Annotated in this window: 10 protein-coding genes and 1 pseudogene; 7 read left to right on the top strand and 4 right to left on the bottom strand. The window is 71.2% G+C overall.

Annotation, left to right across the window (positions count from 1 at the left end):
• Positions 1 to 4: 4 nt before the first annotated feature.
• Positions 5 to 1,675: a M48 family metallopeptidase gene (locus ACTWPW_RS01530; protein ID WP_443167736.1), complete on the top strand. Its 1,671-nt coding sequence runs from the start codon at positions 5 to 7 to the stop codon at positions 1,673 to 1,675.
• Positions 1,642 to 2,775: a glycosyltransferase family 4 protein gene (locus ACTWPW_RS01525; protein WP_375109147.1), complete on the top strand. Its 1,134-nt coding sequence runs from the start codon at positions 1,642 to 1,644 to the stop codon at positions 2,773 to 2,775. The genes ACTWPW_RS01530 and ACTWPW_RS01525 overlap by 34 nt, the downstream gene beginning before the upstream one ends.
• Here ACTWPW_RS01525 and ACTWPW_RS01520 read toward each other — a convergent pair.
• From ACTWPW_RS01520 to ACTWPW_RS01510, 3 genes are read right to left on the bottom strand one after another with little or no spacing between them, the layout of a single operon-like run.
• Entirely contained in the window at positions 2,772 to 3,689 is a 918-nt protein-coding gene (locus ACTWPW_RS01520) for a carbohydrate ABC transporter permease (protein ID WP_443167735.1), read from the bottom strand. The two genes, ACTWPW_RS01525 and ACTWPW_RS01520, sit on opposite strands and share 4 nt — an antisense overlap.
• Entirely contained in the window at positions 3,686 to 4,558 is an 873-nt protein-coding gene (locus ACTWPW_RS01515) for a carbohydrate ABC transporter permease (protein ID WP_443167734.1), read from the bottom strand. The genes ACTWPW_RS01520 and ACTWPW_RS01515 overlap by 4 nt, the downstream gene beginning before the upstream one ends.
• On the bottom strand, positions 4,558 to 5,841 hold the full coding sequence (locus ACTWPW_RS01510; RefSeq protein WP_443167733.1) for an ABC transporter substrate-binding protein: 1,284 nt from the start codon (positions 5,839 to 5,841) through the stop codon (positions 4,558 to 4,560). The genes ACTWPW_RS01515 and ACTWPW_RS01510 overlap by 1 nt, the downstream gene beginning before the upstream one ends.
• Before the next feature lie 251 nt (positions 5,842 to 6,092).
• On the opposite strand from ACTWPW_RS01510, the pseudogene ACTWPW_RS01505 reads away from it, so the two are divergent.
• Both ACTWPW_RS01505 and ACTWPW_RS01500 read left to right on the top strand, forming a co-directional pair.
• A pseudogene (locus ACTWPW_RS01505) lies at positions 6,093 to 6,605 on the top strand (DeoR/GlpR family DNA-binding transcription regulator); the annotation flags it as partial.
• 40 nt (positions 6,606 to 6,645) lie between these two features.
• Positions 6,646 to 8,484, top strand: a complete 1,839-nt coding sequence (locus ACTWPW_RS01500) for an ABC transporter ATP-binding protein (RefSeq protein ID WP_443167732.1) — start codon at positions 6,646 to 6,648, stop codon at positions 8,482 to 8,484.
• Here ACTWPW_RS01500 and ACTWPW_RS01495 read toward each other — a convergent pair.
• On the bottom strand, positions 8,469 to 10,217 hold the full coding sequence (locus ACTWPW_RS01495; protein WP_375109151.1) for an AMP-dependent synthetase/ligase: 1,749 nt from the start codon (positions 10,215 to 10,217) through the stop codon (positions 8,469 to 8,471). The genes ACTWPW_RS01500 and ACTWPW_RS01495 overlap by 16 nt on opposite strands.
• A gap of 126 nt (positions 10,218 to 10,343) precedes the next feature.
• Between ACTWPW_RS01495 and ACTWPW_RS01490 the strand changes: the two genes are divergently transcribed.
• The 3 genes from ACTWPW_RS01490 to ACTWPW_RS01480 all read left to right on the top strand — a co-directional run bounded on the left by ACTWPW_RS01490 (position 10,344) and on the right by ACTWPW_RS01480 (position 12,851).
• Positions 10,344 to 11,111, top strand: a complete 768-nt coding sequence (locus ACTWPW_RS01490; RefSeq protein WP_375109152.1) for a metallophosphoesterase family protein — start codon at positions 10,344 to 10,346, stop codon at positions 11,109 to 11,111.
• Between the two features lie 98 nt (positions 11,112 to 11,209).
• Entirely contained in the window at positions 11,210 to 11,647 is a 438-nt protein-coding gene (locus tag ACTWPW_RS01485) for an SRPBCC family protein (RefSeq protein WP_375109153.1), read from the top strand.
• A 1-nt stretch (position 11,648) separates the two neighbouring features.
• On the top strand, positions 11,649 to 12,851 hold the full coding sequence (locus ACTWPW_RS01480; RefSeq protein WP_443167731.1) for an ArsA family ATPase: 1,203 nt from the start codon (positions 11,649 to 11,651) through the stop codon (positions 12,849 to 12,851).
• Positions 12,852 to 12,891: the final 40 nt, after the last annotated feature.

Below are 12,891 nucleotides of genomic sequence, written 5' to 3'. Positions count from 1 at the left end.
GCAGATGAGCGAACGGCAGGACGAGGACGACGCGGCACGGCAGGACGAGCCCCCGGACGGCGCACCGGACGGCGCACCGGACGGCGCGATGGCCGCCGTGGGCGTCGGGAAGCCGGGCCCCGGGCGGCCGGGCGCCGGGCGGCCGGAGGGTGCGGCCACGGCGGCGGGGACGGCCGGACACGGCGGCGGGGCGGCCGCCGGGGAACCGGCCAGTGAGGCGGCGGGTGAGGCGGCCAGTGGGGCGGCCAGTGGGGCGGCTCGTGGGGCGGCTCGTGGGGCGGCTCGTGGGGCGGCTCGTGGGGCGGCTCCTGAGACGGTCCTCCAGGGTGCCGGAGAGGCGGTGCCGGGCGAGCCCGGGGCCCGGACCCGAGCCGGAGCCCGAGCGTGGACACGAGACGGTGGGGAGACGCCCGTGAACGGAGGGCCGCCCGCCGGGGAGAGCGGGCTGAGGCGGCAGGCCGCCGTCGCGCTGGTGCTCCTCGGCGTCGTGATCCTGGCGGTGACCGCCTTCACCACTCCGTGGCACGTGCTGACCGGCGGGCCGCCCGATCCGGCCCGCGACTTCACCGCCGCCCAGATCGCCAGGGCGGAGGCGTTCGACGCGGCCACGAGCCTGCCGAGCTACCTGTCGCTCGCGCTCACGATCGTCTTCGCCGGGCTCCTGCTCGCCACCCCGCTCGGGGCCAGGGCGGTGGGGTGGCTCAAGGGCCCCTGGTGGGTGCGGGTGATCCTCGGCGTCGTGGTCATCACCGCGATCGTCGAGCTGGTCAGGTGGCCGCTGGGCGCCTGGTTCGAGACGATCATGCGCGACTACGGCCTGTCCACCCAGGACTGGGCCGGCTGGGCGGGCGACCGGCTGAAGAACCTGGGCGTGGAGGTGTTCCTGCTCTGCGTGATGCTGACGGCCCTGGTGGCGCTGGCCCGCAAGGTGCGGCGGTGGTGGATCCCCGCCGCGGTGGGGGCGTTCGCGCTGACGGTGGTGGCGTCGTTCGTGTACCCGGTGGTGTTCGAGCCGATGTTCAACGACTTCACCTCCATGCCGCAGGGCGCGCTGCGGACGAAGCTGCTCGACATGGCCGAGCGGGACGGCGTGCCGGTCGAGGACGTGCTGGTGGCCGACGCCTCGCGCAGGACGACGGCGCTCAACGCGTACGTGTCCGGCTTCGGCGCCACGCGCCGCATCGTCGTCTACGACACGCTGCTCCGGGCCCCGCAGCCGGAGGTCGAGCTGGTCGTGGCGCACGAGCTGGGCCACGCCAAGTACGACGACGTGCTCCACGGCACGCTCATCGGCGGCCTGGGCGCCGGGCTGGGCGCGATCGCGCTGTTCCTCGTCTTCACCCCGGTCCGGCGGCGCGCCGGTGTCGCCTCGATCACCGATCCGCGGGCGGTCGGCGCGCTGGTGGGGCTCGCGACCGTCGGCTCGCTGCTCGTCGGCCCGTTCCAGAACGTGGTCAGCCGGCACATCGAGGCCCGGGCCGACGTCCACGCGCTCGACCTGACGAAGGATCCCGCCACGTTCATCGCCATGCAGAAACGCCTGGCAGTGACCAATATTTCCGACTTGTCGCCTAATGCGGTGGAATATGTGCTCTATGCCTCCCATCCCTCCAGCCCCGAGCGCATCGCCATGGCCCGCTCATGGGCCGAGCTGAACGGCGTACCCGTACCGTGACCGACCCCGCGGCCGGGCCCAGAGTGGTCTTCGTGACGAACGACTTCCCGCCCCGACCGGGCGGCATCCAGTCGTTCGTGCACGGGCTCGCGCTGCGCACGCCCGGCGTGGCCGTCTACGCCCCCGCCTGGCCGGGGTGCGCGGAGTTCGACCGGCGCCAGCCGTACCGGATCGTGCGGCACCCGACGCGGCTCATGCTGCCCACCCCGGCCGTCGCGCGGACGGCGGCCGGGCTGGTGGCCGAGCACGGCGCGGACACCGTGGTGTTCGGCGCGGCGGCGCCGCTCGGCCTGCTCGCGCCGCGCCTGCGCCGGGCGGGCGCGCGCAGGGTGGTGATGCTCACCCACGGCCACGAGGCGTCGTGGGCGAGCGCGCCGGGCTTCCGCTCGGTGCTGCGCAGGATCGGCCGGCACGCCGACGTGGTGACGTACCTGGGGGAGTACACGCGCCAGCGGCTGGCCGCCGCCATCCCCGCGGACAAGCTCGTACGGCTCGCGCCCGGCGTGGATGTCGGGCAGTTCCACCCCGGCGCGCCCAAGGCAGAGCTGGGCCTGCCGGGCCGGCCGGTCGTCGCGTGCGTGTCGCGCCTGGTGCCGCGCAAGGGCCAGGACCAGCTCATCAGGGCCTGGCCCCAGGTGCTGCGCGCGGTGCCGGAGGCGGTGCTGCTGCTGGTGGGCGGCGGCCCGTACCGGGGGCGGCTGGAGCGGCTGGCGGCAGGGCGGGAGTCGATCAGGTTCACCGGCACGGTGCCGGCGGCCGACCTGCCCGGCTACTACGCGGCGGCGGACGTGTTCGCGATGCCGTGCCGTACCCGGTTCGGAGGGGTGGACGTGGAGGGGCTCGGGATCGTGTTCCTGGAGGCGTCCGCGACGGGGCTGCCGGTGGTGGCGGGCGCGTCCGGCGGCGCGCCCGACGCGGTGCGGGCCGACGAGACGGGGCTGGTGGTGAACGGGGAGGACGCGGACGAGGTGGCGCAGGCCATCGTCGAGCTGCTGACCGACCCCGACAAGGCGCGCAAGATGGGCGCGGGCGGCCGCGACTGGGTCGCCCGCGAATGGGCGTGGGACCAGGTGGCCGCCCGATTCCGTGCGCTGCTCTAACCCTTCGTGGACCCCAGCGTGAGCCCGGCGACGAACTGCTTGTGCAACATCTGGAAGACGATCAGCGTCGGCAGCGCCACCAGCACCGAGCCGGCGGCCAGCAGGTTGTAGTCGGTGAAGAACTGGCCGCGCAGGTTGTTCAGCGCCGAGGTGACGGGCAGCTTGTCGCCCGACGACATCAGCACCAGGGCCCACAGGAAGTCGTTGTACATCCAGGTGAACTGCAGCGTGGCCAGCGCCGCCAGCACCGGACGGCACAGCGGCAGCGTCAGCCGCCAGTAGCGCGTCCACACCCCGGCCCCGTCCACGAGCGCCGCCTCGGTGATCTCCACGGGGATCGTGCGCATGAAGTTCGCCATCACGAACACGCAGAAGCCGAACTGGAACGCCACGTGGATGAGGATCAGCCCCAGGTAGGAGTCGTAGAGCGACTGCGAGTCCGACAGCCAGGCGGGCAGCGGGACGAGCGTGTAGAGCGTGTAGAGCGGCGTGATGAGGACCTGCGGCGGCAGCAGGTTGCCCGCGGTGAACACGATGAGCAGCGTCTTGCGCCCGGGGATGCGCAGCCGCGCGATCGCGAAGGCCGTGAACGAGGCCAGCGCCAACGTGATCAGCACGCCGGGAACGACGATGATCAACGTGTTCAGATAGTAGTGAGGTATTTCGGCCTGGCTCCACGCCTTTCCGTAGTAGTCGAGCGTGAGGTTCTCCGGCAGCGAGAAGTACCCCAGGCGGGCGGTCTCGTCGTACGGCCGCAGCGACGCGTACACCGCCAGCACCAGCGGCAGCAGCCAGCCCAGCCCCACCAGCACGAGGAAGGCGTGCAGCAGGACGCGCAGCGGCCGGACCGGGCGCCGCGAGGGGACGCGCCGCTCCTGGGCCGGGGGAGCGGGGGCCGGGGCGGTGAGGGTCATCGCTCCTCCCTGAACAGCTGCGACAGGTACGTGATGATGAACCCCATCGAGATCACCAGCAGGATCACCGCGATCGCCGAGCCGAACCCGATCCTGCTGGCCTCGCCCACGATGTTCTCGGTGACCAGCACCGACAGCAGCTCCAGCCCGTTCCTGCCCTTGTTGATGGCATAGACGATGTCGAACGCCCGCAGCGCCTCGATCACCGTGATGACCAGCACGATCACGTTGACCGGCCGCAGCGTCGGGAACACCACCCGGAAGAACGCCTGCCGCTCGCTGGCCCCGTCGATGGCCGCCGCCTCCTTCAGTGCCGGATCGACCGCCTTGAGCCCCGCCAGATAGATGATCATGACGTAGCCGACGTGCCGCCAGCCCGCCGCGACCATGACCACCCAGATGTTGACCGAGCTGTCGCCCAGCCAGTCCACGCTCAGCCCGGTCACCGCGTTCAGCACGCCGTAGTCGGTGGAGCAGACGAGCTGCGCGATGAAGCCGACCACCGCCAGCGACAGCACGACCGGCATGTACAGGGCGCTCTGGTAGACCCGCGACAGCCGCAGCCGCCGGTCCAGCAGCACCGCGCAGAACAGCCCGAACGGCGTCGCGACCAGCCCGAGGAAGGCCAGCCACAACACGTTGTTGCGGACCGCCGACCAGAACGGCGGGTACTCGGCCGACAGGTCGTGGTAGTTCTGCCCGCCCACCCAGTCGATGGGCCCGATGCCGCCCCAGTCGGTGCCGGACAGCCCGATGGAGGCCAGCGTGGGTCCCCAGATGAAGCTCACGTTGACGGCGATGGCCATCCCCAGCCCGATGACCAGGACGGTCACGTCCCGGGCGGAGTAGCGGCGGGTCTTGACTGCCATCAGCGGAAGATGTTGGCCTTCTGCTTCTCGATGCTCGTCAGCAGCGAGTCGATCTCGTCGGGCTTGCTCACGAACGACTGCAGCGACGGGATCATCACCGTGGAGGCGAAGTCCGGCCGCGTGTCACGGTCGAGGAACTGGGCGATGTGCGTGGCCTTCGACACCAGCTCCGCGCCGCGCTTCTGCAGGGCGCTGTAGCCGGAGGTGTCGGCCTTGGAGCTGGCGGCCAGCGTGCCGGGGTCCAGCCTGGTGGCGATGTTCTGCGAGGAGGCCTGGCCGAAGTGCTTGAGCAGGGCCTTGGCGCCCTCCACGTTCTTGGCCTTGGCGGAGATCATGTACCCGTCGATGGGGGCGTCGATCGAGTCGGTGCCGTAGGTCGGGTTGATCTCCGGGAAGGTGAAGAAGTCGAGGTCGTCGCGGTCGGCCTCGGGGAACTGCTGGGCGACGAACATCCCGAGCAGGTACATCCCGGTCTTCTTCTGCGCCAGCGACTGCCCGGCCTCCTGCCACGTACGACCCAGCGCGGCCGGCTGGTGGAACTCCATCAGCCCCCGCCAGGTGTCGAAGACCTGCTTGACCCGGGGATCCGTCCACGACTCCTTGCCGCCCATGAGCGCGATGTGGAAGTCGTAGCCGTTCATCCGCATGTTGAGGATGTCGAACGTGCCCATCGCCGGCCAGCCATCCTTGTCGGCGAACGCGATCGGGATGAGCCCGTCGGTCTTCATCTGCCTGGCCAGCGCGGTGAACTCGTCCAGCGTGGCCGGTGGCTCGTACCCCTTCTCCTGCCAGACGCTCTTGCGGTAGAAGACCGCCCACGGGTAGTACGTGAACGGCACGAAGTACTGCTTGCCGTCGATGCCGGTCGACTGGTCCTTGAACGCCTGCGTGTAGTCGGCGCCGATCTCCCGCCACACGTCCGAGATGTCGATGGCCAGCCCCTGCTCGGCGAAGAACTGCATCCGGTAGCCCGCGAACCAGGTGAAGACGTCCTCGGGCGTGCCCCTGAGATAGCGGTTGATGTTCTCCTGGAACGTGTTGTGGTCCACCGTGTTGATCCGGGTCGTGGCCTGCGTGAAGCCCTTCACCACGGTGTCCAGGGACTTCTTCGGGATCTCGTCGGAGGCGTTCGAGCCGATCGTGACGGTGCCCAGGCCGCCGCCGGTCGGCTGCCCGGGCGCTGGGGAGTCGGAGCCGCACGCGGTCAGGACGGCCGGAACGCCGAACGCGGCGGCGCTTCCGAGCAGGAGATTACGGCGGGAGATCGGCGATCGTTGGTCCATCGTGGTTCCTCCTTGCCGGACCCTTCCGAGCCGGACCCTTCAGATTCCCCCGAGTTCACACACCTTCCTTCATCGAAGGGCCAACATTTCGGACTGTCAACGCCCGGTTTCGTGATGATTTGCCGGAAGCCGTGGCGCCGGAGTCATGTCATGATGCGAACGCGGACGTGTCGGAACCTGTTGGGATCTGGTGATGCCGATGCTCGCCCCGCAGCGCCCGAACGCGGGCTGCTGGCCGAGGTACGCGGCGGGTGGGCCTGTCGGCCGGCACCACCACCTGGACCCTCGCCCACCACCTGACCACCGTCCCCGGCCTCACCGTGGTCACGAACTCGGTGCGCGTCGCCGACGTCTTCCGGCACGCGGGCCGCCCCGACCAGACGGTCGTGCTGACCGGCGGCGTACGCACGCCCTCCGACGCCCTGGTCGGCCCGATGGCGGTGGCCTCGATCCGCCGGCTCAACGTCGACGTGCTGTTCCTCGGGGTGCACGGCATGACCGTCAGGGCCGGCTTCACCACGCCCAACCTGATGGAGGCCGATACGGACCGGGCCCTGGTGGAGGCGGCCACCCGCCTGGTCGTGCCCGCCGACCACACCAAGTGGGGCACGGTCGGCATCAGCACCATCGCCGAGCTGTCCGAGGCCGACGTACTCGTCTCCGACGCCGGCCTGCCACCTCCGGCCAGGGACGCGCTGGCCGGTCACGTCGGCGAGCTCCTCATCGCCGACCCCCCGGAAACCGCCACTTCGGCCCCACCCTGACCCACCCGCGGCAGGCCCCCACGCGACCTACCGTGGCGACATGGGGTCGATACGGCGCAGTGCCGCCGAGGCAGCGGGTTTAGTCTGGCACGCCGGCCCGGTACGGGCGGTGTGCTACGCGAGCGTCACCCTGATCCAGGCCGCCCTCCCCGTCGCGGTCGCCTGGTTCACCAAGCTGGTCATCGACGACCTGGTCCGCGGGGCTCCGCTGAGCGAGCTGGCGGTCCTGCTCCCGCCCCTGGTGCTCGTCGGCATGGCCATGGCCGCGCTGCCGCGGCTCGGGATGTACCTCGGGGCGGAGATGGGCAGGCAGGTCTCGATGCGCGCCCTCGACCGGCTGTTCGTCGCACTGGAGCGCTTCGTCGGCCTCGGCCCGTACGAGAGCCCGGCGTTCCTCGACCGGCTCCGCCTGGCCGCGACCGGCGGCCAGATGGCCAGGCATTTGATCAGCAGCGCCTTCGACCTGATGCGGACGGTCCTGACGATCGGCGGCTTCATCACCTCGGTCATCGTGATCTCCCCGATGATGGCCGGCATCGTGCTGGTCGCCGGGGTCCCCGCGCTGCTCGCGCAGCTGGCCCTGGCCCGGCGGCGGGCGCGGGTGATGCTGGACATGACGCCGGTGCGGCGCCGCGAGTTCTTCTACTCCCACCTCCTCAGCAGCGTCGAGGCGGCCAAGGAGGTCCGGCTCTTCGGCCTGGGGGCGTTCATGCGCCGCCGCATGCTGGACGAGCGCGCCACCGCCAACGCCGCCGAACGGGACATGGACCGCGGCGAGCTGTTCATCCAGGTCGGCCTGGAACTGCTCGGCGTCCTCATCGCCGGGGGCGGCCTGGTGTGGGCGGTCGTCGCCGCCCGGAGCGGCGGGCTCACGATCGGCGACGTGTCGATGTTCATCGCCGCGGTGGCGGGGCTGCAGGCCGGGCTGTCGTCGCTGGTGAACGGCATCGCGGGCGTGCATCAGTGGCTCCTGCTGTTCGGCCACCACGCGGAGATCGCGCACAGCGAGCCCGACCTCCCCATGGCCGCCGAACCCGCCCCGTCGCGCCCGCTCGCCACCGGCGTCGAGCTGCGCGACGTGTGGTTCCGCTACGCCGACGACCTGCCCTGGGTGCTGCGCGGGGTCACCCTGACGATCCCGTACGGGCAGGCCGTCGCGGTGGTGGGGCCTAACGGCGCGGGCAAGAGCACCCTCGCGAAGCTGCTGTGCCGCTTCCACGACCCGGTGCGCGGGTCTATCCACTGGGACGGCGTGGACCTGCGCGACCTGGACCCGGCCGAGCTGCGCGCCAGGCTCGGCGCCGTGTTCCAGGACCACATGACCTACGACTTCAGCGCCCGCGACAACATCGCCGTGGGCGACCTGACCGCGATCGGCGACCTCGACCGCATCCGCGCCGCCGCCGTCAAAGCGGGCGTGGACGAGGCGATCAGCGACCTGCCGGACGGCTACGACACCGCGCTGACCAGGTTGTTCGCCCTGACGCTCAAGCCCGGCAAGAAGGTGCGCACCGGCGTCACGCTCTCGGGCGGGCAGTGGCAGCGGGTGGCGCTGGCCAGGGCGTTCCTGCGCGAGCACGCCGACTTCATGATCCTCGACGAGCCCAGCTCGGGCCTGGACCCGGAGGCCGAGCACGACGTGCAACTGCGCATGCGACGCTACCGCTCCGACCGCACCAGCCTGCTGATCTCCCACCGGCTCGACGCGGTGCGGGACGCGGACGTGATAGCGGTCCTCGAGGACGGCGCGATCGCGGAGCTGGGCAGCCACGAGCAGCTCATGGCAGCGGACGGCCGGTACGCGCGACTGTTCCGCGTCCAGGCCGGCGGCTACCAGGAGGGGCCCCGTACCCCCCGGCCGGGTCAGTGGCCGCTGTAGAGGTCGTCGATGTCCTTGGCGAAGTCCCGCATCACGAGATTGCGCTTGACCTTGAGCGTGGGCGTGAGGTGCCCGCTCTCCTCGGTGATGTCCACGTCCAGGATGGCGAACTTCTTGATCTGCTCGGCCTTGGACACCGAGAGGTTCGCCCGGTCCACCGCCGCCTGGATCTCGTCGCGCACCTTCGGGTCGGAGCGCAGGTCCGCGACGGTCGAGCCGGCGGGCATGGCCTCCGGGTCGAGCGTGATCAGGGCCGCGACGAACGGCCGCCCGTCGCCCACGATCATGGCCTGGGAGATCAGCGGATGGGCCCGCAGCGCGTCCTCCAGCGGGCCGGGCGCCACGTTCTTGCCCGCCGCCGTCACCAGGATCTCCTTCTTGCGCCCGGTGATCCGCAGGTAGCCGTCCGCGTCGAGCTCACCGACGTCGCCCGTGTGGAACCAGCCCTCGGAGTCGATCACCTCGTCCGTGGCGGAGTCGTTGTGCCAGTAGCCGGGGAAGACGTTCCTGCCCCTGGCCAGGATCTCGCCGTCGTCGCCGATGCGCAGCGTGACACCGGGCAGTGGCTTGCCGACCGTGCCGATCTTGTTGGCGCCCGGCATGTTGACCGAGCACGGGGCGGAGGTCTCGGTCAGCCCGTACCCCTCGAAGACCTCGATGCCGACGCCGCGGAAGAAGTGGCCCAGCCGGTCGCCCAGCGCCGACCCGCCGCACACCGCCGCCGAGAGCCGGCCGCCGGTTGCCGCGCGCAGCTTGGAGTAGACCAGCTTGTCGAACACCGCCCGCTGCAGCCGCAGCCCGAGCGGCGCGCCCCCCGAGCTCTCGGCCTTGCTCCAGGCCACCGCCACGTCCACCGCGCGGGCGAAGATCTTGCCCTTGCCGCCGGCGATGGCCTTCTGCTCGGCGCCGTTGTAGACCTTCTCGAACACCCGGGGCACGCCCAGCAGGAACGTCGGCTTGAAGTCCTGCAGGTCGGGGGCGACGTTCTTCATGTTGGGGGTGTGCGCCATGACGGCGCCCGCCTCGATCAGCACGACCTGGATCATCCGCGCGAAGATGTGCGCCAGCGGCAGGAAGAGCAGCGCGGCCGGGTCCTTGCGGGCGAACAGCGGCTCCAGCGGCCCCCGCAGCACGTTGAGCGCGGTGAACAGCAGGTTGTCGTGGGTGATCCGGCAGCCCTTGGGGCGGCCCGTGGTGCCGGAGGTGTAGACGATCGTGGCCAGGTCGGAGGCGGAGACGAGCTTCCTGCGCTCGTCGACGTCGGAGGCGGAGACCGCTCCCGTCTCCAGCGTGCCCTCCAGCCGCCAGATCGGCTTCAGCTCGGGCACCGCCTCCCGGACGGTCTCCTCGTGCGCGTCCAGCTCGACGAACGCCGCCTTCGCGTCGCTGTCGTGCAGGATCCACCTGACCTGCTCGACCGAGGACGTCTCGTAGATCGGCACGGTCACCGCGCCGACGGACCAGATGGCGTAGTCGGCCAGTGTCCACTCGTAACGGGTGCGCGACATGAGCGCGACCCGGTCACCGTGTTCGACGCCCGCCGCGATCAGTCCCTTGGCCACCTCCACCACCTGGTCGCGGAACTCGGCCGCGGTGACCACGGGCCAGCCGGAGCCGACCTTGCGGCGCATCACGATCGCGCCGGGCTCCTGCTCGGCCCGCCGGAAGACGGTGTCGGACAGGCAGGCCGAAGCCGGCACATCGACCAGGACGGGGACGCTGTACTCGCGCACGGATCAACTCCTCTTCGGGGACCGCCTGGACGTTACCGCCTTAAGTTACGCGCCGGTAGCTCCGTCATTGAGGCGTTATGAAGGGCATTCCTCACGCTAGCAGCCGCCGCCCGTAGAGTTTTCCCCATGAGGGTCCATGTCGTCAGCGACGTCCACGGCAGAGCCGACGCCCTGGCGCGGGCGGGTGACGGGGCGGACGCGCTGATCTGCCTGGGCGACCTGATCCTGTTCGTCGACTACGACGACCACGCGCAGGGCATCTTCGCCGACCTGTTCGGCGCCGAGAACGCCAGGGAGTTCATCGCGCTGCGCACGGCCAAGCGATTCGACGAGGCCAGGGCCATGTCGGCGCGGCTGTGGGCGACGCTCGAGGGCGATCCGCGCGAGCACATCGAGCGGAACGTACGCGCCCAGTACGCGGCCCTGTTCGCCGCCATGCCGGCCCCGGCCTACCTCACCTACGGCAACGTGGACATCCCGCGGCTGTGGAGCGACTATCTCGGGCCCGGCCACCAGGTCCTGGACGGGCAGGTGGCGGAGATCGGCGGCCTGCGGTTCGGCTTCGTGGGCGGCGGGCTCAAGACCCCCTACCGCACCCCGCACGAGCTCACCGACGAGGAGTACGCCGCCAAGGTCGAGGCCGTCGGGGAGGTGGACGTGCTGTGCTGCCACATCCCGCCCGCCCTGCCCCAGCTGCTCTACGACGTGGTGGCCCGGCGGTTCGAGCGCGGCAGCCAGGCCACGCTGGAGGCGATCAGGCGTACGCAGCCGCGGTACGCCCTGTTCGGGCACGTCCACAACCCGCTGCACGCCCGCGCCCGCGTGGGGCGTACCGAGTGCGTGAACGTGGGCCACTTCCGGGGCCGGGGCGTCCCCTACGTCCTGGAGTGGTGACGCCATCCGGGGTCCGCCGCAAGTAGCGGATTGTGCACTACGGTGGGCCCCGTTCAGGGGTCCGCCGCAAGTAGCGGTTTGTGCACTACGGTGGTCGCATGGCTGATCGCACCACTTCGAGCACCACCATCGGCGCCGGGCGCGCCGAGGTCATGGCGGTCATCGCGGACTTCCCGAGCTACCCCGAGTGGGCCGGGCAGGTCAAGAGCGCCGAGGTCCTCACCAGCGACGAGGACGGCAGGGCGCGGACGGTGCGGTTCGTGCTGGACGCCGGCCCGATCAGCGACTCCTACACCCTCGGCTACACCTGGCAGGGCGACGGCGGCGTGAGCTGGCAGGTGGTCGAGCCGGGGAAGATGGTCTCCGACCTCCGGGGGAGTTACCGGCTCACCGACGCGGGCAGTGGCACCGACGTGACGTACGAGCTCACGGTCGATCTCAGCGTGCCCATGATCGGCCTGATCAAGCGCAAGGCCGAGAAGGTGATCGTGGACACCGCGCTCAAGGGCCTCAAGAAGCGCGTCGAAGGCCGCTGAGTTGAGCCCGCGGGTCCTGCTCTTCACCGGCAAGGGCGGCGTCGGCAAGACCACGGCCGCCGCCGCGACCGCCACGCTGGCCGCCGGTCGCGGCCTCAAGACGCTCATCGTCTCCACCGACACGGCCCACTCGCTGGCCGACGCGCTCGGGGCCGAGCCCGGGGAGATCGCGCCGGGCCTGCACCTGCACCAGGTCGACACGCAGAAGACGCTGGAGCGCCACTGGGGCGAGCTGCAGAGCTACGCCCGGGGGGTGCTGGTCGATCTGGGCCTCGACGAGATCACCTCCGAGGAGATCACCGTCCTGCCGGGCGCCGAGGAGGTCATCGCCCTGCTGGAGCTGCGCGAGCACGCCCGCGAGGACCGCTGGGACGTGATCGTGGTCGACTGCGCCCCCACCGCCGAGACGCTGCGGCTGCTGGCCCTGCCCGAGGCGCTCGACTGGCACGTCACCCGGCTCATGCCGGTCGGCCGCAAGATCGTGCGGCTGGTCTCCCCGTTCGTGCGCAGCGTGGCCCACGTGAGCGCGCCCGGCGAGGACGTCATGAGCGCGGCGGAGCGCTTCCACCGCGGCCTCATGGAGGTGCGCGAGCTGCTCACCGGCGACCACGCGTCCGTGCGGCTCGTGCTCACGCCCGAGTCCGTGGTGCTCGCCGAGGCCAGGCGCACCCTGACCTCGCTCAACCTGTACGGCTACCGCGTCGACGCCGTCATCGCCAACCGGGTCTTCCCGGCCGAGGGCGCCGACGAGTGGCGCGCCCAGTGGGTGGCGGCGCAGTCGCGGCTGCTGTCCGAGGCGGAGCAGTCGTTCGCGCCGCTGCCCATACACGTCGTCCCCTACCTGCCCGCCGAGCCCGTCGGCAAGGACGCGCTGGCCGAGGTGGGTGCCGCGATGTACGGCGAGTCCGACCCGTTCGCCGCCCACTCCGTCGAGCCGCCGCTGCGGATGAGCGCCGACGAGGTGGCGCTCGCCCTGCCCGGCGCCGACCGCGACGACATCGACCTGGCCCGCAAGGGCGACGAGCTGATCGTCACCGCCGGCCCGTACCGGAGGATCCTGGCGCTGCCCGCGGCGCTGGCCCGCAGGAGGATCAGCGGGGCGGTGCTGCGCGACGGGGTGCTCCGCGTCACGTGGTCCCCGGACGGTGCCGCCGGCGATCCGCCCGCGCTACCGTCCGACTCGGGGAGCGAATCCGCGACCTGATGAGTTGAATGGATGAGCGACCCCAAACGCAGGGAGGGCC

This window comes from Nonomuraea sp. KM90 (assembly GCF_052246675.1).
Lineage (GTDB): Bacteria > Actinomycetota > Actinomycetes > Streptosporangiales > Streptosporangiaceae > Nonomuraea.
This window is presented reverse-complemented; position numbering and strand designations above follow the sequence as displayed.